We start from the raw sequence: 25758 nt of genomic DNA, 5'->3' as shown, positions 1-25758 counted from the left end.
TCGGCCGCATAGGCCGCCCCAAAACGCGGTGGGGAACTTTCGCAATGCGCGCGCTTCTGGCGTTGCTGATCGTGCTCGGGACCTACTGGAATGTGCGCAACAAATTCGGCGAAGCCGAGAGCCTCAGCGTCCAGCAAGTCGAACTCGAAGCCCTGCACGTCAACCGCCAGATCCAAATCGTGCTCGAGGGTGCCCGGCAGACGCTCGACACGATCGCCGTGCAAACGGAAGTGAGATTGGGCGGCAGCGAAATGCGCGCGGACGCCGACCGCGCGCTCAATGCGACGATCGACAGAGCACTTTTGCGCAATCCGGTCGTCTTGGGCGTCGTCGTGCAGAACAACTGGGGCATCGTCGAATTCACCGGCGGCTCGCGCCAGGGGCTGGGGCGTGATTTGAGCGCGCTCGACTATTTTCGGCGTCTGGGTGAACCCGACGCGCCCGACTACGTTCTCGGTACGCCATTCGAATCGGCGGTTTTCAAGACGACCCTGATCCCGGTCGCGCGATCGATCTTCGATATCGACGGCAATCGTATCGCCGTCGTCGCCGTCGGCGTTCCGCTGCCGCTACTAAAGCAAGCGCTCGCCCCTCGGCTCGCCACGCTCGGCGCCACGGCGCGTCTGTGGCGCAACGACGGGGTTCTGCTGGCGGCATCGACAGACGACAACGTGCGGATCGGCGTCCGCTACGATGCGCTGCCGCCGATCAGGCAGCGCGATCCGGCGCGCGAGAGCGGCACATTCAAGGCCGTCTCGCCCTTCGATGGCGAGACCAGGATCGGGGCGTGGCGCAACAATCCTGCATTTCCAGTGTTCGTGTCCGCTGGCGCAAACCGCAGTCCGTTGCTCGAAGAGGCGCGCATGCACGCGTATTTGGCCATCGGCGCGGCCGGGCTCGCCCTGGCGCTTCTTGCGACGACCGGCTACCTCGTGGAACGCGAAAACCGCATGCGGCTCGGCCTTATTCGCGAACTCCGAGCCTCGGTCGAACGTGCCCAAACCGCCATGCGCCAGTCCGAACGCGCGAACCGCAGCAAAACCAAACTTCTGGCCAATCTCAGCCACGAGCTGCGCACGCCGCTCAATGCCATGATCGGTTTCACCGAAATGGTGCGCCTCGGCTACAAGGGAACGGTCTCGGACGATTCCAAAGAAAGCCTCGATCTCGTCTTGCGCTCGGCCAAGCATCTCGACCGCCTCGTCGCAACCCTGCTCGACATGTCGCGCATCGAACTCGATCCAGCGGCTCTGGAAATCGCCGAAGCCGACGCGAACGCAGCCCTTGGGGACGCACTCGCCATCGTGCGCGACGCGACCGACCGCAAGGAACTCGTCGTCGCATGCGATCTGCCGAACGAACCGCTCGTGGGACAATTCGACCGCATGCGGTTTGTTCAGGTCGCCGTCAACCTACTCAGCAATGCCGTGCGTCACAGCCCGACTGGCGGCACGATCGACGTACATCTGAGAAGCCTCGAAGGCGCGATCGAGCTTTGCGTCGCCGACCGAGGTCCGGGCATTGCCGCCGATCAGCTCGAAACGATGATGGAGCCGTTCGGCGATCCGAACATCGCCACTGCGCGGCCCGTTGGGACGGGTCTGGGTCTTTCCATCTCGCGCGAAATTGCGCGCGCCCATGGCGGCGACCTCGTCGTCGCGAACCGCGCGCAAGGCGGCTTGCGCGCCTGCGCACGTTTTGGTCCAGGCCCGTCCACGGACGCGGCGCCGCTCCAACCCGCTCTTGGCTTGGCAAACGCGCGGCGCTAAACTCTCTTTCATGAATCATCCTTCGCGATCGCACCACGACATGGGCGGCGTCGCACCGTTTGCGACGCAGCCCATCGACCGCACCGACCATGAATTGTCGCAGTTCGACAAGCAGGTCGACGCGCTCGTCAATCTCCTGAACCATCCGAGCCGCCGCCTCATGCGCACGGACGAACTGCGCAACGCGATCGAGTCCCTGCCTGCCGACATCTACGACGATCTCGCCTACTACGAAAAATGGATCCAGGCGGTCGCCAACGTGATGGTCGAAAAAGACGTGATCGGCGAAGAAGAACTCGTGCTGAAGCTCGCCGAACTCAAGCAGGCGGACGAAGAACAATGAGCTTCGCGCCGGGTGCCCGCGTGCGCGTGCGCAACGACTGGCCCGAAGCTGCCGGCCGCAAAGTGCATGTGCGCACGCCGCATTTCGTGCGCGGGGCCGTGGGGACTGTCGAGCGCGCGCTCGGCAGCTTCGGCAATCCCGAGACGCTTGCGACCGGCGGCGACGGGCAGCCGAAACTCGCCCTCTACATGGTGCGGTTCGAGCGCGCGGAACTGTTTCCGGGCACGGTGCAGGGCCGCGAAACCCTGACCGCCGACATCTACGAATCCTGGCTCGAGGGGGCCCCATGAGCGGCGACCATCACGACCATATCCATGTCGGGCACGATCACGACCATGCGCACGATGCGGTGCATGCGCACGAGCCGCGGCCCGAATATCGCCGCCTCGAGCGTGCGGTGCGCGAATTGCTGATCGCCAAGGGCGTGCTGACGGCCGACGAAATCCGCGCGCAGATCGAACTGATGGACAGCCGCTCGCCGGCCATCGGCGCCAAGATCGTCGCGCGCGCCTGGACCGATCCCGCTTTCAAAGCACGCCTGCTTGCCGATGCGCGCAAGGCGGCCGAAGAGTTCGGCGTGGATACGTCGAACACGGCCATCGTCGTGGCCCTCGAGAACACCGACACGCTCCATCATATGGTCGTGTGCACCTTGTGCAGCTGCTATCCCAAAGCGATCATCGGCGTGCCGCCGGCTTGGTACAAATCGAGCGCCTACCGTGCGCGCGCCGTGCTCGAGCCGCGCAAGGTGCTGGCCGAATTTGGCACGCATCTGCCCGACAATGTGGAAATCCGCGTCGTCGATTCGACGGCCGACATGCGCTATCTCGTTCTGCCCAAACGCCCGGCGGGCACCGACGGGTGGAGCGAAGAACAGCTTGCCGCAATCGTGGGCCGCGACAGCCTGATCGGCACGACCGTGCCGACCGTCTGACGCGGCCCAACGCGAGGCGTGCCATGCTCAAACGCCTCGCTTTGTCGATCTGGGCGCTGCTCGCGGTAGCCCCCGCCTTCGCCCAATCGGCCCTTCCCAACATCGCCGATATTCCGACGCGCCCGGGCGTGCATGTCCGCGTCGAGATCACGCCGCCGCCGGGCGACGCGCGCGGCATATTGTTGCTGTTCGCGGGCGGCAACGGCATTTTGGCGATCGCACCGGACGGCAGCCTGACGAGCGGCAGAGGCAATTTCCTGATCCGCACACGTGCCGCATTCGCCAAGGCTGGCTTTTGGACCGTCGCGTTCGACGCCCCCTCGGATCGCCAGACAGCTCCATATTTGGGCGGCGTGCGGCAGACGGACGCGCATGTCGCCGACATCAAAGCCACGATGGCGTGGCTGCGCGCGCGTGCCCCCAACCTGCCAGTCTGGCTGGTGGGGACAAGCCGCGGCACGCAGTCGGTCGCCTATGTCGCAACGCAAATGCGCCGCACGGAAGGCGGAGCCGACGGCATCGTGCTCACATCGACGATCTTCAGCGACGACCGCTCGCGTGCCGTACCGGCGATGGCGCTCGATCGGATCGACGTGCCGACTTTGTTTGTGCACCATCGTCGCGATGCGTGCCGCATCTGCGATTTCGCCGCGGCCGAATCCACGCTCGCGCGCGTGTCGTCCGCCCCGCGCAAAGCGCTGATGGCGATGGACGGCGGGATAACGCAGGGCGATCCGTGCGAAGCTTTTGCCTATCACGGTTTCAACGGCATCGAGGCCCAGACAATCGCCGCGATCGTCGACTGGATCGGCGGCTGAATCAGGTCGCACATCTGCCCCTTGCCGCAGACCTGCACCTCGCCTAAACCTCTGTCTTCTTTGCATCCGACCGACACGAGGCCCCATGATTCCGCGCTATTCCCGCCCGCAAATGACCGCCATCTGGGAGCCCGAAGCGCGCTTTCGCATCTGGTTCGAAATCGAAGCCCATGCGTGCGACGCGCAGGCCGAACTCGGCATCGTGCCCAAGAAGGCGGCCAAAGAAATCTGGAAGAAGGGCAAATGGGAAATCGCGCGCATCGACGAGATCGAGCGCGAAACCAAACACGACGTCATCGCGTTTCTGACGAACCTCGCGGAGCATGTCGGCCCTTCCGCACGGTTCGTGCACCAGGGCATGACATCGTCCGATGTGCTCGACACCACGCTCGCCGTGCAGCTCGCGCGCGCGAGCGACCTGCTGCTCGAAGGGCTCGACCGGCTGCTTGCGGCCCTCAAGAAGCGGGCACTCGAGCACAAATACACGCCGACCATCGGCCGCAGCCACGCGATCCACGCCGAGCCCACGACCTTCGGGCTCAAGCTTGCGGGCTTCTATGCGGAGTTCGCGCGCGCGCGCAGCCGCCTCGTGCAGGCGCGCGCGGAAATCGCGACCTGCGCCATTTCGGGGGCCGTCGGCACCTACGCCAACATCGACCCGTTCGTCGAAGCCTATGTCGCGAAGAAGATGGGGCTGACGCCCGAGACCGTCTCGACGCAGGTGATCCCGCGCGACCGGCACGCGATGTTTTTCGCCGTGCTCGGCGTCGTCGCGGCTTCCATCGAGCGTTTGGCGATCGAAGTGCGCCATCTGCAGCGCACCGAAGTGCGCGAGGCCGAGGAGTTTTTCAGCCCCGGCCAGAAGGGCTCGTCGGCCATGCCGCACAAGCGCAATCCGGTGCTGTCGGAAAATCTCACGGGCCTGTCGCGCATCGTGCGCGCGGCCGTGGCCCCCGCCCTCGAGAACGTGGCGCTGTGGCACGAGCGCGACATCTCCCATTCGGCGGTCGAGCGCGTGTTCGGACCCGACGCGACGATCGCGCTCGATTTCGCGCTGCATCGCGCGGCCGGCCTCGTCGAGAAATGGACGATCTATCCCGAGCGCATGAAGGCCAATCTCGACGCGCTCGGCGGCCTCGTGCATTCGCAGCGCGTGATGCTGGCCCTCACGCAAGCCGGTGTGGCGCGCGAAGACGCGTACCAAATTGTGCAGGCGACCGCGATGGCGATATGGCGTGCCGGCGGCGACTTCGCCGCGTCGCTGAAAGCCGACTCGCGCGTGGCCGCTAAATTGTCGCACAAGCAAATCGACGCGCTGTTCGACCTCGGTTACCACACCAAGCATGTCGATACCGTGTTCAAGCGTGTTTTCGGTGCAAATACAAAGCGCAAGCAGCGCTGATTTGTGCTAGATTGTGGATAAGGTCGATTGTCGGAAGGGGGGCTTTCCGGATCGGCTTGGCCAAGGGGGGCCATTCCTATGCCCGAAGGCCACAAGGCAACGCCGCGCATTGGCGCTGCCAATTCTGCATCGACGACACCTTGCGTTGTCCGGCGTCTGCTGGTGCGCTGGGGCATGCGTCCGCACGAAAACCAGCCGCCCGATTGGGACGAATGGGCCGCCAACGTCATCGTCGGCGATCTGCGCGCGCGCACGTTCGACGCCGCGATCGGCCCCACCGGCATGCCGATCATCGACCGCGCAGGATCCGAACAGCGCGACGTGCTCGACGACATCAAACCTGGCTGTCCGCTCGAACAAGCGCTCGAGCCCGTCTTAGGCGCCGACGCCTCGGCCTTGACGCAAGGCGTGTGCGAACGCGCGCGCGTCGGCCGGCCGTTGTTTTTGGAAGTGCCGCCGCGCGACGACGTGGGCGGCTACGCGCTGGCGTTCGTGCCGCTGCGCGCGAGTTTCGGCCTGCGCCTTACCGGAATCGTGGTCGCCGCAGGCCCTTGCTGAAGAAACAGCCTTACAGCTGTTCCATAATCTGCTGCTTGGCGATCGGCATGAAATGCTCGAGCTGCGCCTTGATGTCGGCGCTCGACAGCGCCACGCCGCGCAGGCCCGCATCTTTCTGGATCTTCTCGATCACGTCGTCGTCGCCCGGCTTGTCGAAGTCGGCCGCAACCACTTCCTTGGCATAGGCGTCGGCAGCCTCGCCCGCGAGGCCGAATTTCGCGGCGACCCATTGGCCGACCAGCTTGTTGCGCCGCGCCGTTACCTTGAACTGAAGGTCCTGGTCGTGCTTGAACTTGTTCTCGAAACCCTTTTGACGATCGTCGAATCCGCTCATGGCACGTCCTCTCGAACTGGCTCGGGCAACTGCAACCCACCGGCTATATAGCGGGCTGCCGCATCCGGTTCAATCTCAGGCGTTTGGCTGATGTGCACGATCGTAATTCTGCGGCGCCCGAATGCTGAATGGCCGGTCCTGATCGCCGCCAATCGCGACGAAATGCGCGACCGCCCTTGGGAAAAGCCCGGCCGCCATTGGCCGGACCGGCCCGATATCGTGGCGGGGCAAGATCTGCTGGCAGGCGGTTCCTGGCTTGGCCTCAACGATACGGGCGTGGTGGCGAGCATCCTCAACCGCCACGGCACTTTGGGCCCGGCAGCCGGAAAACGCAGCCGTGGCGAATTGGTGCTCGACGCGCTCGACTACCCGGACGCAAACGAGGCGGCCCGCGCGTTTGCAGGCCTCGATCCGGCCGCTTACCGGCCCTTCAACATGCTGCTGGCAGACGATCGCGACGCGTTCTGGCTCAAATCGACGGGCACCAGCCGCATTGTGGTCGAGCCCCTACCCGTTGGCCTGTCGATGATCACGGCCGACGATCGCAACGATCTTGCCAGCCCCCGCATCGCTTTCAACCTTCCGCGCTTCGAGGCGGCCACCGTCCCCGATCCCGAGCGCGGACAGTGGCAAAACTGGGAAACGCTGCTGGCAAGCCGCGACGGCCCGACCCCTGCCGCCTTCATGCGGGCCGATTTGCCTTCCGGCTTCGGCACATCGTCGCACAGCCTGATCGGCCTGCCGACCACGCAGCGGTCGCATGCGCTGAAGCCGATTTGGCGATTTGCCGCCGCTGGCGCCGATTCGCCGTCCTTCGAGCCCGTTAAGCTGCGCTAAAGCAAGGCATTAGCGCCCGATTGCGGCGCGCGGGGCCAAGGGCTATACAGACCCTTCTTTCCCGCATCCGCGATCCAGCGACGCCAGGGGGCGATCTGCCAGTGTCCCGCCGCAAACAGCTTTATGAAGGCAAGGCCAAGATCCTGTTCGAAGGCCCCGAGCCCGGCACGATCGTCCAGTATTTCAAGGACGACGCGACCGCATTCAACAACAAGAAAAAGGGCATCATCACCGGCAAGGGCGTTCTCAACAACCGCATCTCGGAATTCCTGATGATGCGGCTGGAAGAGATGGGCATCCAGACGCATTTCATCCGCCGCCTCAACATGCGCGAACAGCTCGTGCGCGAGGTCGAAATCGTGCCGCTCGAAGTCGTCGTGCGCAACGTCGTCGCAGGCTCGCTTGCCACGCGCTTCGGCCTTGCCGAAGGCCAGGTTCTGCCGCGTTCGATCGTCGAGTACTACTACAAAAACGACGAGCTCGGCGATCCGATGGTCTCCGAAGAGCACATCACCGCATTCGGCTGGGCCGACACGCGCGACCTCGACGACATCATGTCGATGGCGCTGCGCGTCAACGACTATCTGTCGGGTCTGTTTCTCGGCGTGGGCATCAAACTCGTCGATTTCAAACTCGAGTTCGGCCGCCATTGGAACGAACACGAAGAGATGCGCCTGATCCTCGCCGACGAGATCAGCCCCGATTGCTGCCGCCTGTGGGATCTCAAGACGAACGAGAAGATGGACAAGGACCGCTTCCGCCGCGACCTCGGCAATGTCGAGGAAGCCTATCAGGAAGTGGCACGCCGCTTGGGCATTCTGCCCGAAGGCGGTCCGCGCGACCTCAAAGGTTCGGGAACGATCCAATGAAGGCCAAGATTCACGTAACGCTCAAAAACGGCGTACTCGACGTACAGGGCAAAGCAGTTGCGGCCGGCCTCGCGGGCCTCGGCTTCGGCGGGATCGGCGACGTGCGCGTCGGTCGCTACGTGGAAGTCGAACTTGCGGCTTCGTCGCGTGCCGCCGCCGAGAAGACCGCCAAAGAAATGTGCGAGAAATTGCTCGCCAACACGGTCATCGAAAACTACCGCATCGAAATCGTCGAGTAAGGGAGCCTTGCCGATGAAGGCGGCGGTCGTCGTATTTCCGGGCTCCAATCGCGAAGGCGACGTTGCCGACGCGTTGCAGCGCGCTTCGGGCAAGAAGCCCAAACTCGTGTGGCACAGCGAAGCCGCCTTGCCCGACAAGCTCGATCTGATCGTGCTGCCGGGCGGGTTCTCGCACGGCGACTATCTGCGCTGCGGCGCGATGGCTGCGCGCAGCCCGATCATGCGCGAAGTGGTGCGCCACGCCGAGAAGGGTACCGCCGTGCTCGGCGTGTGCAACGGCTTCCAGATCCTGTGCGAAAGCGGCTTGCTGCCGGGCGTGCTACTGTCGAACGCGGGCCTCAAATTCGTGTGCCGCGACGTAGCGCTCAAAGTCGCGACGAGCCAGAGCCTGTTCACGCATCGCTACGAAACCGGCGAAGACGTGGTCTTCCCCGTCGCCCACCACGACGGCAACTATTTTGCCGATGCCGAAACGCTGAAGCGCATCGAAGATCGCGGCCAAGTCGCGTTCCGCTATGCCGATAATCCGAACGGCTCGGCCAACGACATTGCAGGCGTGTTCAACGCAACCAAAAACGTGCTGGGCCTGATGCCGCATCCCGAGAACGCGACCAATCCGGCGACGGCGGGAGCACTCGGCGGCTCGACCGACGGCCTCAAGCTTTTCGACGGCATTGTGGACGCACTCGCGAAATGAAAAAGACCTATCCGAAGCCCAAGGATCTGATGGGCCTGGCGCCGGCCGAATACGATCTGGCTTGCCGCATTCTGGGCCGCATCCCCACGCATACCGAGCACGGCATTTTCTCGGTCATGTGGTCGGAGCATTGCAGCTACAAATCCTCGAAGAAGTGGCTGAAGACGCTGCCGACCAAAGCCAAATGGGTCATTTGCGGTCCCGGCGAAAACGCCGGCGTGATCGATATCGGCGACGGCGACGCCTGCATTTTCAAGATCGAAAGCCACAACCACCCGTCTTACATCGAGCCCTATCAGGGGGCGGCAACGGGTGTCGGCGGCATCTTGCGCGACGTCTTCACGATGGGGGCGCGGCCCATCGCCAATCTCAATGCACTTCGCTTCGGCGAGCCGTCGCATCCGAAGACGCGCCGCCTCGTGGCGGGCGTGGTTTCCGGCATTGGCGGCTACGGCAATTGCGTGGGCGTGCCGACCGTCGCGGGCGAGACCAATTTCCACAAAGCCTACAACGGCAACTGCCTCGTCAACGCGATGACGGTGGGCCTCGCCAAGACCGACAAGATTTTCTATTCGGCTGCCGCAGGTGCGGGCAACCCGGTCGTCTATGTCGGCGCCAAAACTGGCCGCGACGGCATCCACGGGGCCACGATGGCGTCGGCCGAGTTCGACGACAAATCCGACGAAAAGCGCCCGACCGTGCAGGTCGGCGACCCGTTCGTCGAGAAGCTGCTGATCGAAGCGTGCTTGGAGCTGATGGCGACGGACGCCATCGTCGCGATCCAAGACATGGGTGCCGCCGGCCTCACCTCGTCGTCGGTCGAGATGGCAGGCAAAGGCGGGCTCGGCATCGAGCTCGATCTCGATGCGGTCCCAGCGCGCGAAACTGGCATGACGTCTTACGAAATGATGCTCTCCGAGAGCCAGGAGCGCATGCTGATCATCCTCAAGCCCAATCGCCAGAAGGTCGCCCAGAAGATCTTCGCAAAGTACGGGCTCGATTGCGCCACTATCGGAACGCTCACGACCAACGGGCGGCTCGTCGTCAAAAAGAACGGCCATGTCGATGCCGACATGCCGATCGCCCCCATGGTGCAGGCAAGCCCCGAATATGCGCGGCCCTGGAAGAAGACGCCCAAGCGCAAGACGATCGACGCCAAAAAGATCGCAACGCGCGATCCGGGCAAGGCGTTGCTGAAGCTCATGGGCTGCCCCGATCTCGCCTCGCGGCGCTGGATCTGGGAGCAGTACGACCATCTCGTGCGCGGCCACACGCTGCAGCGCCCGGGCGGCGACGCCGCTATCGTCGGCGTGCCGGGCTCCCAAAAAGCGCTCGCCATGTGCGTCGACTCAACCCCGCGCTACGTCGAAGCCGATCCCGAAGTCGGCGGGGCGCAAGCCGTCGTCGAAACCTGGCGCAACCTCACGGCCGTTGGTGCAACGCCGCTTGCCATCACCGACAATATGAATTTCGGCAATCCCGAACGGCCCGCGATCATGGGCCAGTTCGTGGGCGCCATCAAAGGCATGCGCAAAGCGTGCTTGGCGCTCGCCTATCCGGTCGTGTCGGGCAACGTGTCGCTCTACAACGAGACCAACGGCCAGGCGATCCTGCCCACGCCCACCATCGGCGGCGTGGGCATTCTCAAGGACGCTTCCAAGCGCACCGACCTTGCCTTCAAGAACGCGGGCGACACGCTGGTCTTGATCGGCAAGACCGCCGGCTGGCTCGGCGCCACGCTTTACTTGCGCGAGATCGAAGGCCGCGAAGAGGGGGCACCCCCGCCCATCGACCTCAAGGCCGAAAAGCGCAACGGCGATTTCGTGCGCAAGCTGATCCAAGCGGCCCGCGTCAATGCCTGCCACGATTTGTCCGACGGCGGCCTGCTCGTCGCGATCGCAGAAATGGCGCTTGCGGGCAAGCGCGGCGTCGACCTCACCCTCAAAGACTCCACCCCGGCGTTGCTGTTCGGCGAAGACCAGGCGCGCTATCTGGTGACGACCGCGAAGCCCCAAACCGTGTTGGCCGCCGCCAAGAAGGCAAAGGTGCCCGCCCTCGTTCTCGGGACGGTCGCAGAGGCGCCTACATTGACACTCAATGGCGCTACTCTTATATCGATTGAGGCTCTGCGCACAGCGCACGAGGCTTGGCTGCCGGGTTATATGTCCGGAAAAAACTAGGGTTATTCGAAATGCCGATGGAAGCCGCCGATATCGAAACGCTGATCCGCACGGCCCTGCCGGACGCTTCCGTGCGCATCGACGATCTGCGCGGCGACGGCGACCACTATGCCTGCCACGTGGTCTCGGCCCTCTTCAAGGGCAAGAGCCGCGTGCAGCAGCACCAAATGGTCTATGCCGCCCTCAAAGGGCGCATGGGCAACGAACTTCACGCCATGGCGCTGCAGACCGAGATCCCGGCCAGCGCCTGACCCCTTCCCCCAAGCGAGGAATTCGCCATGGACAACGTCAAAGACCGCATCGAAACGGACATCAAGTCGAACGACGTCGTGCTCTACATGAAGGGCACGCCGGTGTTCCCGCAATGCGGCTTTTCCTCGGCCGTGGTGCAGGTGCTGACCCACATGGGCGTGAAGTTCAAGGGCATCAACGTGCTCGAGGACCCCGAGATCCGCAACGGCATCAAGGAATACGCCAACTGGCCGACGATCCCGCAGCTCTATGTGAAGGGTGAATTCGTCGGCGGCTGCGACATCGTGCGCGAGATGTACCAGACGGGCGAACTCGCCGAGATGCTGCAGACCAAGGGCGTGGACGTCAAACTCGCCTGAGTTTCAACGCATGGGATTTTCCACGAATGGCGGCCCGAAAAGGCCGCCGTTTTCGTTTCAGCCAAACGAATAGGCCGCCATCGACAGCGAGCCATGCGTGAAGCTTGAGTGGATGCGCGTTCCCCTCGCCCCAGCCCCGCCCGCCCCGTAGGCCACGAACACCGGCATCAGATGCTCGTCGCGCGGATGGGCTTGGGCGGCATTGGGGGCAAGGCGGCGATAATCGCCAAGCGCCGCATCGTCGCCGGTTTCGAGATGCACGGCCAGCCAATCGTCGAAATGCCGCGCCCAATCCGGGATGGCGTCGTGGCTTCCGTAACGGATGGTGCGAAGGTTGTGCACGGCCCCGCCCGAGCCGATTATCAACACGTCTTCGCGGCGCAACGGCGCGAGTGCGCGACCGAGTGCGATATGGTGCGCGGCCCCCAGATGCGGCTGGATCGAAATCTGTGCGACCGGAATGTCGGCGGCCGGATACATCAAGCGCAGCGGCACCCACGCCCCGTGGTCGAGCCCTTGCTGCGGATCGGCCGTCGCCGTGAGCCCGGCTTTGTCGAGCCCGGCCTTGTCGAGCCCGGCCTTGTCGAGAAGGGCCATCGCCTGTGCAGCTACATCGGGCGCACCGGGCGCTGCGTATTGCATGCTGTAGAGTTCGCGTGGGAAGCCCGAAAAATCATGGATCGTTTCGGGCTTCGTCGCGGTCGAGACGGCGGGTGACGCCGTCTCCCAATGCGCGGACGCCACCAGAATCGCGCGCGGGCGCGGCATCGTCTGACCGAGCCCGGACAGAAACGCGCGCGCGGGCACGTCCTCGATGCTCAAGGTCGGGGCACCGTGCGACACGAACAGAGACGGCAGTTCGTTTGTCATCGCAACTTTGCCCCTTCCTTCAGAGGGCCGAAATCAGCCCTTCAGCTTTTTGGTGAATGTCGCCACGCGCGCACCCAGCTTTGCACCCGTCGCCTGGTCGGCCTTGCTGGGATTGTCGGGTGTGGCTTCGGCGTTGGCCGACGTCGCCATCGTACCACCCCACGACGACAGGCGGTTCAAGGTTTCGCCGTTTTCCTGTTCGCCCGCCATCACGCCCTGGCTCACCCAGATCATTGAGTGCTGCATGGCGAACACCCACATGGTGGTCAGCGTGTTGAGCTTGTCGCCCGAAGGGTTGCCGCTGTTGGTGAAGCCGGCCGCGACCTTGTCTTTCCACTGTTGGCCGTACCAGAGCTTGCCGGTCGAATCCATCCAGCTTTTGAACGGGCCCGAGACGTTGCCCATGTAGGTGGGCGAGCCGAGAATGATTGCGTCGGCCGCATTCAGGGTTTCGACCTTCGCTTCCGCTTCGGCGACCGGAATGAGGTCGACATGCGTACCAGCGACCGAGGCCGCCCCGCGCGCTACGGCTTCGGCCAGGATCTTCGTGTGTCCAAAACCACTGTGATAAACGATCGCTACTTTGGCCATAAGGCTCTCCTGCTGGTATGGGACCGCGGGCAGGGCCGCTTGCGGCAGCCGCCCAATTCGGTTACTTTTATTTACCGACTAGATATCAGCGATCCGATATCGAAAGTAAAGTAGGTACGATTTAGTAACCATGTTAAGATTTAGGGTCATTTCGAAATCGACGATCCGAAACCGAATTCGACGAGGACCGTACCCGTGACCAAGCGCCAAAGCCCGAGCGGCTGCCCGATGGATTCTCTTCTGCGACTGCTGATGGGGCCGTGGACGACCTACATCCTGTGGGTCCTGCGCAGCCAAGGGCCGACGCGCTTCGGCGCCTTGAAGCGCCATGTCGCGGGCGTGTCGGCCAAGATGCTGACCGAGCGTTTGCGCCTGCTCGAAAACGCCGGCGTGGTTTCGCGCGAATACGCCGCCACGATCCCGCCGCAGGTGACCTACGCGCTCACTGCGCGCGGCGCCGAATTGTCGGACGTGTTCGTGGCGCTGGACGAGATCGCGCGGCGCTGGGAAGCGCAGGATGCGCGGCTCGCCAAGGCCGCCAAAAGCAAAGGGACTGCACGCAAAGCCGCCTGAAACGAAAAAAGGCCGGCCCCAAGGGACCGGCCTTCGTTCGTTTGGGACGAACCAAAAACCTCAGCGCGAATAGAATTCGATCACGAGGTTGGGTTCCATCTGCACCGGGTACGGCACGTCGGCCAGCTTCGGCGTGCGCACGAACTTGCCCTTGAACGCCTTCTGGTCGACGACTTCGAGATAGTCGGGCACCTGGCGTTCCTGGCTCGACACGCCTTCGAGCACCTGGACGTTTTCGCGCATCTTCGGATTGAGGCTGATCTCGTCGCCTTCCTTGACGAACATCGACGAGATGTCGGCGCGCTTGCCGTTCAGCATCACGTGGCCGTGGCTGACGAGCTGGCGTGCCGCAAACACGGTCGGCGCGAATTTGAGGCGGTAGACGACCGCATCCAAGCGGCGCTCGAGCAGGCCGATCAGATTCTCCGACGTGTCGCCCTTCTTGCGAATGGCCTCCGTGTAGATCTTGCGGAACTGGCGCTCGGTGATGTTGCCGTAATAGCCCTTCAGCTTCTGCTTGGCGCGCAGCTGCGTGCCGAAATCGGTCGGCTTCTTGCGGCGCTGCCCGTGCTGGCCGGGGCCGTATTCGCGCTTGTTGATCGGGCTCTTGTCGCGGCCCCAGAGGTTTTCCCCGAGGCGGCGATTGATTTTGTACTTGGACTCTTGACGCTTCGACATGGTCTCATATTCTCCTCGGCGGCCTCGTGGAGCCTGGCGCAACCCCGTAACGCGCCGCCGAAAAAAGGAGGACAAACGATCGCCCGGTAATGGCCCGTTCGCGTGAACGGGGCAAAGCCTTGCCAGGCAGGCGGCCTTTGTCCGAAGGTCGCGGAGTATAGTCATCCGCTCGGTTCTGTCAAACGCGAGTTCTCCATGGAATTGCAAGGGCTTGGGCGCAAAGGGCGACGCTACGGGATCGCCGCCGTGCTTGCCTCGACCATGGTCGGGCTGGTTGGGCTGGCGGTTGCCCTCGTGCTGGCGATCCAGTTTTTCGTGGCAGGTTCGGCGGCAACCGCCCTCTTCCGCGCCAACGGCAACCAGCTCGTCGAGCGCATGGCCGACCGCGTGCGCGCCGAACTCGACCCGGCGGCGGCACAGCTTGCGTTCGTGGCAGAATTGCTGGCCCAGCCCAATGCTGCCTACGACGAAGGCCGCATCGCCGACCTGCTGACGGGTGCGTTGTCGGGGACCGACAGCATCGAACGGCTGATTTTCATTTCGGCCGACTATCGCGCCGTCGTTATCGACCGCGGCGAGGCCGCGCCCGAACGGCGCATCGTCGACGTGCGCGGCGATCCCGCCGCCGTTGCGGGCATCGCCGAGGGCCGGGGCTTCAAGGGCGGGCGCTGGGGCGAATTGCTTTTTCTGCCGCGCCAAGCGGGCCCCGCCGTCAATCGCCGCCAGTCGGTGTGGGCGGGCGACCGCTTCGTGGGCGTGCTCGCCGCGATCATACCGCTCGGCAACATGACCGCGATCGTCGCGCGCTCGGCGGCGGCCGAATATGCCGGCACGCCGTTCATCCTCTACGGCGACGCGGCGGTGCTGGCCCATGCGCGGATGCCGCAAGCCCTTGCAAGCCTGTCGCCCGAGCATCCGCTGCCGAGCCTCGCCGAGATCGGCGATCCGGTGCTCGCAAACATGTGGACGGAGCGAAACGACGCGCCCTTGCTGCGCGACAGCGAAAATTCGCACATGATCGAGCACCAGAACGAGCGCTATCTGTTTTTGTACCGTCGGCTCACCGATTTCGGCGACGTGCCCTGGACCGTGGGCGCGCATTTCCCCGCGCGCGACATTGCGGGCAATCTGCGCTCGCTTGCCTTGGCGGCGTTCGCAGGCCTCGGCGTGCTCGGACTTGCAGTGGTCGCGGCCTTCCTGCTCGCCCGGCGCCTTGCGCAGCCGACCCAGCGCTCGGCGGCGGCTGCTGCACAATTGGCCGAACTCGATTTCGACCGCGCCCAAGCCCTGCCCGCCAGCAGCATTCGCGAACTCGACGACCAAGCCGAAGCCTTCAACCGCCTCATCGCGGCCTTGCGCTGGTTCGAAGCCTACGTGCCGCGCAAGCTCGTGCGCGTGCTGGCACGCGACCGCGACGGGACGGGCATCGCCTCGCAGACGCGCGAGGTGACGGTGATGTTCTCCGACATCGTGGGCTTCACCACGCGCTCGCAGAACATGACGCCGACCGAAACGGCCACGCTGCTCAACAACCACTTCGCCCTCGCAATTGCCGCGATCGAAGCGAGCGGAGGTACTGTCGACAAATTCATGGGCGACGGGATCATGGCGTTTTGGGGTGCGCCCGAGCCTTTGCCCAACCACGCCAAAGCGGCCCTTGCGGCCGCACGCGCAATCGCAGCCTCGGCCGACCAAGCCGACGTGCGGCTGCGCTTGGGCCTGCATACGGGCCTTGTCGTGGCCGGCAATGTCGGAAGCGCCTTGCGCCTCAACTACACGATCCTCGGCGACACGGTGAACGCCGCCCATCGCATCGAAGAGCTTGGACACACGCTGATGGTGGACGGCGATACGGCCTTGGTGCTGGCCAGCGGAGCGACCTATGCGGCGGCGGGAGCCCCCGACGATTTCGACCTTGCCGGCGAATTCACGCTTCGCGGTCGGGCCGAGCGCGTTTCGATCTATCGCCTGCGGGCAGATGCGGACGCTCCACAAGACCTGTGAGCATCCCGTGCGCGGTGCGGATCTCCTGCGACGTCGGACGCGCGCGCAGCAAAAAGGCGCGCAAATTCCGCACCGTTGTCGGCCGCATTTTTTCGTTGCGCAAGAATCCGCACGCATCGAGCTCGGCTTCGAGACGCAGGAGAAAGCCCGAAACTTCGTCTTTGGTCGCAGGCTCGCTTTTGCCGGTGCGCACGCGGCCCGGATTGGACGGCTCGACGCCGCGCACCCACTCCCAACCGACCAGCAGCACGGCCTGCGCAAGGTTCAGCGAGTCGAATTCCGGATTGACCGGGAACGGCACCATTGCATCGGCGAGTGTGACTTCGTCGTTCTCGAGCCCCGTGCGCTCGGCGCCGAACAGGAAGCCCGCGCGCCCGCCGCCCGCGATCGCGTCGCGTGCCGCCACGATCGCGGCTTGCGGCCCCAGCACGGGCTTGACCATGTCGCGGTCGCGCGGGCATGTGGCGTAGACGCGCGTAAGATCGGCGACCGCCGCTTCGACGCTGTCGAACAGGCGCGCCGCTTCAAGCACGCGATCGGCCCCCGACGAGGCGCGTACGGCCCGCTCGTCCGGAAAGTCGCAGCGCGGGCGCACGAGGCGCAGATCGGTCAAGCCGCAATTGAGCATGGCGCGCGCAGCCGTACCGATATTCTCGGCGAGTTGCGGGCGCACCAGCACGATCGCCGGGCTCAGCTGCGCCTGCGGTTGCATCACTCGGCCGGTGCCGGCGCGCCGTCGCGATAGAGCTTCCAGGTGATCGAATCGTGCAACGCGGCGTACGACGCCTCGATCACGTTTTCGGACACGCCGACAGTGCCCCACGTGCGCACGTCGCCATGCGCATGCCCGTCCGCACTTTCGATCATCACGCGTGTGACGGCGGCCGTGGCGCGCTCAGGCGCCAAGATGCGCACTTTGTAGTCGATGAGTTTGAGTTCGGCCAAAGCCGGATAAGACGGCAGCAGGGCCGCGCGCAACGCGCGGTCGAGCGCTTCGACCGGGCCCTTGCCCTCGCCCACCGTCAAGCGCCGGTCGGATGCCACGTCGAGCTTCACGGTCGCTTCCGACATCGTCACGAGCTCGCCGCGCGCGTTGAAGCGGCGCTCGGAAATCACACGGAACGAGATCAGGCGGAAATAGTCCGGCACGCCGTGCAATTCGCGACGGGCGAGCAGTTCGAACGAACCGTCGGCCCCGTCGTAGGTGTAGCCTTCGTGTTCGCGCGCCTTGATCGCCTCGATGATGCGGCCGATCGCCGGGTTCTTTGGCTCGATCTCGAGCCCGATATCCTTGAAGCGCGCCAGAATGTTCGAACGCCCGGCCTGGTCGGACACCACGACCTGGCGGCGATTGCCGACCGCCTCGGGCGGCACATGTTCGTAGGTCTTCGGATCCTTCTCGACCGCAGACACGTGCAGACCGCCCTTGTGGGCGAATGCGCTCTCGCCGACATAGGCGGCGTTGCGCTGCGGGCTGCGATTGAGGCGCTCGTCGAGCAGGCGCGACACGGACGTGAGATGCGTGAGCCGCTCGGCGTCACAGCCCGTCTCGTAGCCCATTTTCAGCACGAGGCTCGGCAGCAAGGCCACGAGATTGGCGTTGCCGCAGCGCTCGCCAAGGCCATTGAGCGTGCCCTGAATCTGGCGGGCCCCCGCGCGTACGGCTGCCAGCGAATTCGCCACGGCGTTTTCGGTGTCGTTGTGGCAATGAATGCCGAGCCGGTCGCCCGCGATCGTCTTCGCGACTTCGCCGACGATGCGCTCGATCTCGTGCGGCAAGGTGCCGCCATTGGTGTCGCACAGCACGATCCAGCGCGCACCCGAAGCCGCCGCCGCCTTCAGGCAATCGAGCGCGAAGCCCGGGTTCGCCTTGTAGCCGTCGAAAAAATGCTCGGCGTCGAACATCGTCTCTTTGCCGCGCTTGATCGCTTCCGCCAAGCTGTCGGCGATCATGTCGATGTTCTCGGTCTTCGACACGCCGAGGGCGAGCTCCACATGGAAATCCCACGTCTTGCCCACGAGGCAGGCCGCTGATGCAGCCGAGCCGAGCACGGCCGCCAGCCCCGGATCGTTGCCGGCCGAGCGGCCCGCACGCCGCGTCATGCCGAACGCGGTTATGCGCGCATGGCCGAGCTTCGGCAGGCCTGCGAAAAACGCGTCGTCGGTGGGGTTGGCCCCCGGCCAGCCGCCTTCGACATAGTCGATGCCGAGCCGGTCGAGCGCTTTGGCGATCGCGATCTTGTCCGCGACGCCGAAATCCACACCCTGCGTCTGCGCACCGTCGCGCAAGGTCGAATCGTAGAGATAGACGCGCTCGCCCATGTTACCCGTCCCGCTTCCAGCTCGTACCCTTGGGGCCGTCTTCCAAGACGATGCCCTTGGCCTTCAATTCGTCGCGAATGCGGTCGGCCTCGGCGAAATTCTTCGCTTTGCGCGCCGCAAGCCGGGCCGCGATCGCGTCTTCGATCCAGCCCGCATCTTCCGCTCCCTGTTTGAACCATGCTTGCGCATCGCCCTGCAACAGGCCGATCAGACGGCCGGCATCCAGCAAAGCGCCTTTGGCCGCCTCATTGCGCGTGGCGTTGAGCGTGCGCGCAAGCTCGTGCATCTCGGCGATGGCCTTGGCGGTGTTGAGATCGTCGCACAGGGCAGCCACAACGGTGTCAGCCGCCGTCGTTGCCGCTTCGACATCGGCCGCATTCTTGAGCGCGTTGTAGAAGTAATCGAGTTCGGCTTTGGCTTCCGCCAAACCGGCATCGGTGAAATCGAGCGGTGCTCGATAGTGCGTCTTCAGCAGCAAGAGCCGGATCGCCTCGCCGGGTGCGCGCGCGCGCAGATCGCGCACGGTGAAGAAATTGCCGAGACTCTTCGACATTTTCTCGCCGTTCACGACGAGGAAGCCGTTGTGCATCCAGTATTTCGAAAACTGCACGCCGCCATGCGCGCATTGCGACTGCGCAATTTCGTTTTCGTGGTGCGGAAAGGTGAGATCGAGACCGCCGCCATGGATGTCGATCGTGATGCCGAGCACGTCCTTGGCCATCGCCGAGCATTCGATATGCCAGCCCGGCCGGCCGCGGCCCCATTTGCTGTCCCAGCCCGGCTGATCCGGCGTGGAAGGCTTCCACAAAACGAAATCGGCCGGATCGCGCTTGAAGGGGGCGACTTCGACGCGGGCGCCCGCAATCTGCTCGTCGCGCGACCGGCCCGACAGCTTGCCGTATTCGGCATAGCTTGCGACCGCGAACAGCACATGGCCTTCGGCCGCGTAGGCGTGGCCCTTGTCGATCAGCGTTTCGATCATCGCGAGCATGCCGGGGATCGAGCGCGTGCAGCGCGGCTCGACGTCGGGCGACAAGGCGCCGAGTGCGGCCATGTCGGCATGGTAGTTGGCGATCGTGTCGGCGGTGATCGTGTCGATAGGCACGCCGCGTTCGGCCGCGCGCACGATGATCTTGTCGTCGATGTCGGTGATGTTGCGCGCGTACGTAACCTTCGGATAGAGGCGGCGCAGCAGGCGCGCCAGCACGTCGAACACCACGACCGGCCGCGCATTGCCGATATGCGCGTCGTCGTAGACCGTGGGGCCGCACACATACATCTTCACGTGTGCTGGATCGAGCGGCTCGAACTTTTCTTTGCGCCGCGTCAGCGTGTTGTGGACATGGAGGGCCGTCATGCGGTCTTGCCCTCGAGGCGCGCAAGCGTACGTGCGCGGCCGAGCAGCGGCAGCATCGCCTTCATCTCGGGTCCGTGCTCGCGCGCGGTGAGCGCAAGGCGCAGCGGCATGAACAAGGCCTTGCCCTTGCGCGCACTGGCTTCGCCCAACGCCTTGGTCCAGGCACTCCAGGTGGCATCGCTCCACGGCTCGGGCGGCAGCAGCGATGCCGCCTGTGCCAGGAAGGCTGCGTCTTCGACGACGGGTGCGACCGGATTGCGCGCAAGATCCCACCAATCGGACGCCTCGGTCACCTTGGCGAGATTGGGCCGCACGGTCTCCCAGAAGGGCGCGTCGGCGCCCGCGGGCAGGCGATGGCCGACGTCGACAAATTCGAGCTTGTGCACGATCTTGGCGTTGAGGCGCAGAATGTCTTCGGGGTCGAGCTTGGGCGAAGCGCGGCTGAACTTCTCGAACGCGAAACCGGGCACGAGTTCGGCAAGCGTGCTGCGCGGCTCGACCGGATCGGACGTGCCCAGGCGCGCGATCAGCGACGCGATCGCGACGGGCTCAAGACCCTCGGCGCGCAGGTCGGCAAGCGACAGCGAGCCGAGGCGCTTGGACAGCGAATGCCCGCCGCCGTCCGAGATCAGCGAGAAGTGCGCAAACGCAATTTCACTTGCCGCACGGCCCAGCGCTTCGAAAATCTGGATTTGCACCGAGGTATTCGTCACATGGTCTTCGCCGCGCACGACATGCGTGACGCCGAGTTCGATGTCGTCCACGACCGAAGCCAGCGTGTAAGTCGGCGAACCGTCTTCGCGCACCAGCACGGGATCGGACACTTTCGAACCGTGATAGGTGCAGTGGCCGCGAATGAGATCGTCCCACGCGGTCTCTTCCCAATTCAGCAGAAAGCGCCAATGCGGGCGGCGCCCTTCGGCTTCGTAAGCGGCCTTCTGCGCGGCCGACAAGCGCAAGGCTGCACGGTCGTAGACCTGGATGCCGCCGTCCGATACTTGGCCGAAGCGGCGCAGCTTCAGCTCTTCGGGGGTCTCGTAACAGGCATAGAGCCGCCCGCTTGCTTTGAGCTTTTCGGCCGCAGCCGCGTAGTTCGAAAGCCTATCGGACTGGCGCGCGAACTCGTCCCACTGAAGGCCGAGCCAGCGCAGATCTTCTTCGATTCCGGCCGCGAATTCCGGCGTCGAGCGTTCGCGATCGGTGTCGTCGAGGCGCAGCAGAAATTTGCCGCCAGCCTGGCGCGCAAAGAGCCAGTTCAGCAAAGCGGCGCGCAAATTGCCGAGATGCAGCCGCCCCGTGGGCGAGGGTGCGAAGCGCGTGCGAACCATAGAATTCAACCCCGGAAGCCGTTGGTGATCGGATAGCGCCGCTCGCGTCCGAAGGCACGGCTGGTGATTTTGACGCCGGGCGGCGCCTGGCGACGTTTGTATTCCGAAAGATCGAGCATGCGCCAGATGCGCCGCACGTCGGCCTCTTTGTGGCCCTTGGCGACGATCGCGGCCACGTCCGCCTCGCCTTCGACGAGTTCGGCCAGAATCGCGTCGAGCTCCGAATAGGGCCCGAGCGAGGCTTCGTCCGTCTGCCCGTCGCGCAATTCGGCCGTCGGCGGCTTTTCGATCACGCGCGCAGGCATCACCGACCCCGAAGGGCCAAGCGCCCCCTCAAGCCGATATTCGTTGCGCCAACGGCACAGGGCGAACACGGTCGTCTTGTAGACGTCCTTGAGCACGGCGAAGCCGCCGCACATGTCGCCGTAGAGCGTTGCGTAGCCTGCACTCATTTCGCTCTTGTTGCCGGTCGAGACGACCATGTGGCCGAACTTGTTCGACAGCGCCATCAGCGTGAGGCCGCGCACGCGCGACTGCACGTTCTCTTCCGTGATGTCGGGTTGGGTTCCGGCAAAATGCGGTGCGAGCATGGCGCCGAAAGCGGCAACGGCTGGCTCGATCGCGATAGTGTCGAGCTTGATGCCGAGCAACGTGGCGCACGCGGCCGCATCCTCGAGCGAGTCCTTGCTCGTGTAGCGCGAGGGCATCATCACCGCATGCACGCGCGACGGTCCCAACGCATCGACCGCGAGTGCTGCCGTCAACGCGGAATCGATGCCGCCCGAAAGCCCCAAGATCACGCCCTTGAAGCGGTTCTTCTCGACGTAGTCGCGCAAGCCGAGCGTCAATGCGCCGTAGATCGCACCCAGCGGTTCAAGCGGTGCGGCTTGTGCGGCGGCGGCGCACACGAGCTTGCCGGCCGCATCGCGCGTCCAGTGTGTGGCCACGATCGCTTGCGCAAATTGCGGCAGTTGCACGGGCAGCGAGCGGTCGGCGTTCAGCACGAACGATGCACCGTCGAACACAAGCTCGTCCTGGCCGCCGATTTGGTTCACGTAGACGAGCGGCAATTCGGTTTCGGCGCTGCGCGCGAGTGCAAGCTGCAAACGCCGGTCGAGCTTGTCGGTTTCGAACGGCGAACCATTAGGGACAACGAGGATCTCGGCGCCGCTTTCGACGAGGCATTCGGCCACGTCTGCGAACCACATGTCTTCGCAGACCATGAGGCCCAAGCGCACGCCGCGGAAATTCACGGGGCCGGGCAGCGGGCCTGCGTCGAACACGCGCTTTTCGTCGAACACGCCGTAGTTCGGCAGATGGTGCTTGAAGCGCTGGGTCGCAATCTTGCCGCCGTCGAGCACGCAGATGGCGTTGTAGCGTTTGCCGTCTTCGAGCCACGGCGTGCCGACCACGAGGCCCGGCCCGCCGTCGGCCGTGTCGGCGGCAAGTGCCTCAAGCGCTTCGCGGCAGGCCGCCAGGAACGCCGGTTTCAGCACGAGATCTTCGGGCGGATAGCCCGACAGCACGAGTTCGGGCAGCAGCACCAGATCCGCACCCGCCGAAGCCGCTTGCGCGCGCGCCGCGCGCACAAGCGCGAGATTGCCCGCGATGTCGCCGACGCGCGGATTGACCTGTGCCAGCGCCAGGACGAAGCTTTCCGCCATCGCTCAGCTGCCGCCGGCGGATTTTTGGCCGAGCATCTTGTCAAGATAGGCCAGCATCAGCGCCGAAACGATGAAGGTCATGTGGATCACGACCAGCATCAAGAGCTTGTCGTTGGAGATTTCGCCGGCGTCGAGAAACGCCTTCAGGAGATGGATCGACGAGATCGCGACGATCGACGACGCAAGCTTGATCTTCAGCGAGCCCGCATCGAGCTTGCCGAACCAGGACAGTTTTTCGCCATGGCCCTCGATGTCGAGACGGCTCACGAAATTCTCGTAGCCGGAAATCACGACCATCACGATGAGGTTGGCGACCATCACGACGTCGACAAGCTCGAGCACCATCAGCACGATCTTGGCTTCGTCCATCTCGCCCATGCCGACCACGAGCTTGAACAGCACCATGAAAAATTTGGCGCACAGCACCAGCAGCACGAGGATGAGGCCCAAATAAAGCGGCACCTGCAGCCAGCGGCTGCTGAAAATGGCGCCTTCGATCATTTTTTCGAGCTTCGGCATCAATTGCCCCCGAGTTTTTCGAGAATTTCCTGGGCGGCAGCTGCCGTCTTGCGCACAAGGTCGCCCGCATCGCCGCTGCGCGCAAGGGCTGCGCCTTGGCCGGCCCACATCGACATGAGATCGGGCTTGCCCTGCTCGGCCGCCGCCGCGCGCAAAGGCCCCGTGAGCGCATTGGTGACGGGATACGCGGGCATCTCGGCGGCGTGCGGCGCCATTTCTTCGATGTAGCGGTTGCGAAGCCCGCGCGCCGGCCGCCCTGAGAAAGCGCGCGTGACCGCCGTCTTCGTGTCGTCGGCGCTTTCGATCGCGGCCCGGTGCAGCGCATGCGTGCCGGCCTGCTCGGCCAGGAGAAAGGCCGTGCCCATGGCAGCGGCCGAAGCGCCCAAGGCGAGGCAGGCCGCAAGCCCGCGCCCATCCATGATGCCGCCTGCGGCGATCACAGGCACCTTCACCGCATCGACAATCTGCGGCACCAGCACAAGCGTGCCGGTCAGCGAATCCTCGAAGCGGCCGAGGAACGTGCCGCGATGGCCGCCCGCTTCCCCACCTTGCGCGAGGATCGCGTCCACACCCTGCTCTTCGAGCAATTTGGCTTCCGCGACGTTGGTTGCCGTGCCCACGACATAGACGCCGCGCGCCTTAAGGGCAGCGGTCTTGCGCGTGCCGATAGCCCCAAAGGTGCTGCTGAACACCGGCGGAGCGAGATCGAGCACGGTTTCGAACTGCGCTTCGAAATCTTCGGCCCATTTGGCGGGCTGGGCACCGTTATTGTCGATGCCGACTTCGAGCCGATATTTGGCCAAGAGCGCATTGGCAAACGCGACTTCAGAGTCCTTCGCTTGCGTCGGCGGCAGCACGAACAGGTTGACTGCAAACGGCTTGTCGGTCGCAGCTCGGATCGCGGCCACCTGCGCGCGGATCGCCTCGGGGGCGACGGTCGCGGCCGCAAACGAGCCGAGCCCGCCCGCGTTCGACACAGCGGCAACGAGAGCCGGCGTGGTCATGCCGCCCGCCATCGGCGCTTGCACGATGGGATGGAGAAGGCCCAGGGCCTTTGTGAAGCGCGTGGCGAGCGTCATTTGCGCAGCAAGAACTCGCGCCCGACCTTGACCGACGGCTGGCCGTCATATTCGACGATGTCGGACGTCGCGTAGGTTTCGGTCCACACTTCCGGCAGGTACGAACCCGTGCCCACCGTGTCGATGGGCGCGTTCGCGACCGCCATTGTCTTGCATTTGGCGGGCGTGAAGCCGGACGAAGCCACGATGCGCACTTTGCTGAACCCGGCGCGGTCGAGCTCTTCGCGCATGTGCCAGATGGCTGCAGCCGAAACGCCGGTCCCGGTCAGATAGCGCAGCTCCTGCTCGGTGCGGTAACCGCGCAAGCTGAGCGGCGCGTTGCGCTCGAGGACCGCGTAGGATTTGCCGAGATCGAGCCCTTCGACATAGCGCCCGCCGTGCGTATCGAGCCGCACCGACAGGCGGCCCGAGGCGGCCACGTCGGGAAAGCGGCGGCAGACCGCGAGCGCGTCGGTTACTTCCTGGCCGTAATAGTCGACGAGCACGGTCACGTTCTGCGTGCCCAAAAGATCGAGCAGCATTTCGGCCGCGCGCACGGTCGAGCCCGCATAGCCGATCAGCGCGTGCGGCATCGTGCCGAAGCCGCCGGTCTGGCCGAAATAATGCGCGGTCGCGTCCGTGGCGTTGCCAACGAACCCTTTGGCGCCAACTTCCGCCTTGGCCGCAGCAGAGCCCACGGATGCGGCATAAGCCATCATCTCGGCCATTTCGGAGCCCGCGCAATGGCGCGCGTCCATCGCGAGGAAGGCGGTACGCGGTAGGTCCACGCACATCGTGTAAGCGTTGTAGGCGGCAACGCAAGCCGGGCCCAGCTTCTGCAGATAGATCGTCTCGAGATCGACGAGTTCATAGAGCGAGCCCGACACGTACATGATCGGATCGCCCGCCCCCGTCCATTCGCCTTCTTTGTGGCGCAGATCGATGTCGAACTTGGTCTTGCGCGCGGTCGCGATCGTCTCGAGCCATTCGATAGCGAGGCGCGGCGCGCACACGACCGGGCGGCGCATGAACACCGCATAGGTCACGCGTTTGTCGCCGAAGCGCGCAACAGCGGCCTTCGTGCGATTGAAATAATGGTCGGTCAAAGCCGACACTTCGTCGGCCGTCGGGCGGCGGATCAACGACGAAGCGGCGGATGCATCGGACGCGCGGCCATCGGCCATTGCGGTGCCTTTCGGAAGC

The 25758-nt window shown here is 64.6% G+C and carries 26 protein-coding genes and 1 pseudogene; 15 read left to right on the top strand and 12 right to left on the bottom strand.

The window, feature by feature from the left end:
- Positions 1-44: 44 nt before the first annotated feature.
- From O9320_09155 to O9320_09130, 6 genes and pseudogenes are all read left to right on the top strand, one after another.
- A complete protein-coding gene (locus tag O9320_09155; GenBank protein ID MCZ8311009.1) occupies positions 45-1769 on the top strand; it encodes a sensor histidine kinase in 1725 nt (574 codons plus the stop codon).
- 40 nt (positions 1770-1809) lie between these two features.
- Positions 1810-2402: pseudogene (locus O9320_09150) on the top strand (nitrile hydratase subunit beta).
- The gene (gene nthA / locus O9320_09145; protein ID MCZ8311008.1) at positions 2399-3046 is read left to right on the top strand and encodes a nitrile hydratase subunit alpha; all 648 of its coding nucleotides are present in this window, start codon (positions 2399-2401) and stop codon (positions 3044-3046) included. The pseudogene O9320_09150 and the gene nthA overlap by 4 nt, the downstream one beginning before the upstream one ends.
- 23 nt (positions 3047-3069) lie before the next feature.
- The gene (locus O9320_09140; GenBank protein MCZ8311007.1) at positions 3070-3864 is read left to right on the top strand and encodes an alpha/beta hydrolase; all 795 of its coding nucleotides are present in this window, start codon (positions 3070-3072) and stop codon (positions 3862-3864) included.
- An 85-nt stretch (positions 3865-3949) separates the two neighbouring features.
- Complete coding sequence (purB, locus tag O9320_09135) at positions 3950-5266, top strand: adenylosuccinate lyase (protein ID MCZ8311006.1); 1317 nt, start codon at positions 3950-3952, stop codon at positions 5264-5266.
- A 78-nt stretch (positions 5267-5344) separates the two neighbouring features.
- Positions 5345-5824, top strand: coding sequence for a hypothetical protein (locus tag O9320_09130; GenBank protein MCZ8311005.1), 480 nt, complete (start codon positions 5345-5347; stop codon positions 5822-5824).
- Positions 5825-5834: 10 nt separating this feature from the next.
- Here O9320_09130 and O9320_09125 read toward each other — a convergent pair whose 3' ends face one another.
- A complete protein-coding gene (locus O9320_09125; protein ID MCZ8311004.1) occupies positions 5835-6158 on the bottom strand; it encodes a DUF1476 domain-containing protein in 324 nt (107 codons plus the stop codon).
- A gap of 90 nt (positions 6159-6248) precedes the next feature.
- Between O9320_09125 and O9320_09120 the strand changes: the two genes are divergently transcribed.
- The 7 genes from O9320_09120 (at position 6249) to grxD (ending at position 11591) form a co-directional block, all read left to right on the top strand.
- Complete coding sequence (locus tag O9320_09120; protein ID MCZ8311003.1) at positions 6249-6995, top strand: NRDE family protein; 747 nt, start codon at positions 6249-6251, stop codon at positions 6993-6995.
- Positions 6996-7096: 101 nt separating this feature from the next.
- Positions 7097-7864, top strand: a complete 768-nt coding sequence (locus O9320_09115; GenBank protein ID MCZ8311002.1) for a phosphoribosylaminoimidazolesuccinocarboxamide synthase — start codon at positions 7097-7099, stop codon at positions 7862-7864.
- Positions 7861-8103, top strand: a complete 243-nt coding sequence (gene purS / locus O9320_09110; GenBank protein ID MCZ8311001.1) for a phosphoribosylformylglycinamidine synthase subunit PurS — start codon at positions 7861-7863, stop codon at positions 8101-8103. The genes O9320_09115 and purS overlap by 4 nt, the downstream gene beginning before the upstream one ends.
- 13 nt (positions 8104-8116) lie before the next feature.
- Positions 8117-8800, top strand: coding sequence for a phosphoribosylformylglycinamidine synthase subunit PurQ (gene purQ / locus O9320_09105; protein ID MCZ8311000.1), 684 nt, complete (start codon positions 8117-8119; stop codon positions 8798-8800).
- A 29-nt stretch (positions 8801-8829) separates the two neighbouring features.
- Positions 8830-10980, top strand: coding sequence for a phosphoribosylformylglycinamidine synthase subunit PurL (purL, locus tag O9320_09100; GenBank protein MCZ8310999.1), 2151 nt, complete (start codon positions 8830-8832; stop codon positions 10978-10980).
- A gap of 11 nt (positions 10981-10991) precedes the next feature.
- Positions 10992-11231, top strand: a complete 240-nt coding sequence (locus O9320_09095) for a BolA family transcriptional regulator (GenBank protein MCZ8310998.1) — start codon at positions 10992-10994, stop codon at positions 11229-11231.
- A 27-nt stretch (positions 11232-11258) separates the two neighbouring features.
- The gene (gene grxD, locus O9320_09090) at positions 11259-11591 is read left to right on the top strand and encodes a Grx4 family monothiol glutaredoxin (protein MCZ8310997.1); all 333 of its coding nucleotides are present in this window, start codon (positions 11259-11261) and stop codon (positions 11589-11591) included.
- 57 nt (positions 11592-11648) lie between these two features.
- Here grxD and O9320_09085 read toward each other — a convergent pair whose 3' ends face one another.
- Together O9320_09085 and O9320_09080 are read right to left on the bottom strand one after the other, a co-directional pair.
- Positions 11649-12461 carry a class III extradiol ring-cleavage dioxygenase gene (locus O9320_09085; protein ID MCZ8310996.1) on the bottom strand — a complete coding sequence of 271 codons (813 nt, stop codon included), beginning with the start codon at positions 12459-12461 and terminating at the stop codon, positions 11649-11651.
- A gap of 33 nt (positions 12462-12494) precedes the next feature.
- Positions 12495-13052 carry a flavodoxin family protein gene (locus O9320_09080; GenBank protein MCZ8310995.1) on the bottom strand — a complete coding sequence of 186 codons (558 nt, stop codon included), beginning with the start codon at positions 13050-13052 and terminating at the stop codon, positions 12495-12497.
- Between the two features lie 228 nt (positions 13053-13280).
- Between O9320_09080 and O9320_09075 the strand changes: the two genes are divergently transcribed.
- Positions 13281-13625: a helix-turn-helix domain-containing protein gene (locus O9320_09075; protein MCZ8310994.1), complete on the top strand. Its 345-nt coding sequence runs from the start codon at positions 13281-13283 to the stop codon at positions 13623-13625.
- Between the two features lie 60 nt (positions 13626-13685).
- On the opposite strand, the gene rpsD is transcribed toward O9320_09075, so the two are convergent.
- Positions 13686-14303: a 30S ribosomal protein S4 gene (rpsD, locus tag O9320_09070; protein MCZ8310993.1), complete on the bottom strand. Its 618-nt coding sequence runs from the start codon at positions 14301-14303 to the stop codon at positions 13686-13688.
- Between the two features lie 195 nt (positions 14304-14498).
- Between rpsD and O9320_09065 the strand changes: the two genes are divergently transcribed.
- Entirely contained in the window at positions 14499-16307 is a 1809-nt protein-coding gene (locus O9320_09065) for a hypothetical protein (protein MCZ8310992.1), read from the top strand.
- Here O9320_09065 and O9320_09060 read toward each other — a convergent pair.
- Genes O9320_09060 through O9320_09025 form a run of 8 tightly spaced genes read right to left on the bottom strand, consistent with a single transcriptional unit; the run spans position 16231 to position 25739 of the window.
- Positions 16231-17019, bottom strand: a complete 789-nt coding sequence (locus O9320_09060; GenBank protein MCZ8310991.1) for an RNA methyltransferase — start codon at positions 17017-17019, stop codon at positions 16231-16233. The two genes, O9320_09065 and O9320_09060, sit on opposite strands and share 77 nt — an antisense overlap.
- Complete coding sequence (cimA, locus tag O9320_09055; GenBank protein MCZ8310990.1) at positions 17019-18629, bottom strand: citramalate synthase; 1611 nt, start codon at positions 18627-18629, stop codon at positions 17019-17021. Before cimA ends, O9320_09060 begins: the two co-directional genes overlap by 1 nt.
- Position 18630: 1 nt before the next feature.
- A complete protein-coding gene (gene cysS, locus O9320_09050; GenBank protein MCZ8310989.1) occupies positions 18631-19986 on the bottom strand; it encodes a cysteine--tRNA ligase in 1356 nt (451 codons plus the stop codon).
- Positions 19983-21314, bottom strand: a complete 1332-nt coding sequence (gene gltX, locus O9320_09045; GenBank protein MCZ8310988.1) for a glutamate--tRNA ligase — start codon at positions 21312-21314, stop codon at positions 19983-19985. The genes cysS and gltX overlap by 4 nt, the downstream gene beginning before the upstream one ends.
- 5 nt (positions 21315-21319) lie before the next feature.
- A complete protein-coding gene (locus O9320_09040; protein MCZ8310987.1) occupies positions 21320-22978 on the bottom strand; it encodes an NAD+ synthase in 1659 nt (552 codons plus the stop codon).
- Between the two features lie 3 nt (positions 22979-22981).
- Positions 22982-23497, bottom strand: coding sequence for a TIGR00645 family protein (locus O9320_09035; GenBank protein MCZ8310986.1), 516 nt, complete (start codon positions 23495-23497; stop codon positions 22982-22984).
- Complete coding sequence (locus O9320_09030; GenBank protein ID MCZ8310985.1) at positions 23497-24576, bottom strand: nitronate monooxygenase; 1080 nt, start codon at positions 24574-24576, stop codon at positions 23497-23499. The genes O9320_09035 and O9320_09030 overlap by 1 nt, the downstream gene beginning before the upstream one ends.
- Positions 24573-25739, bottom strand: a complete 1167-nt coding sequence (locus O9320_09025) for a nicotinate phosphoribosyltransferase (GenBank protein ID MCZ8310984.1) — start codon at positions 25737-25739, stop codon at positions 24573-24575. The genes O9320_09030 and O9320_09025 overlap by 4 nt, the downstream gene beginning before the upstream one ends.
- Positions 25740-25758 lie beyond the last annotated feature (19 nt).

Origin of the sequence: Magnetospirillum sp. (assembly GCA_027532905.1) — a bacterium.
In the GTDB taxonomy this organism is placed as follows: Bacteria; Pseudomonadota; Alphaproteobacteria; order CACIAM-22H2; family CACIAM-22H2; genus Tagaea.
The sequence above is the reverse complement of the archived record's forward strand: the minus strand, read 5'-3'. Positions and strand labels throughout refer to the sequence as shown.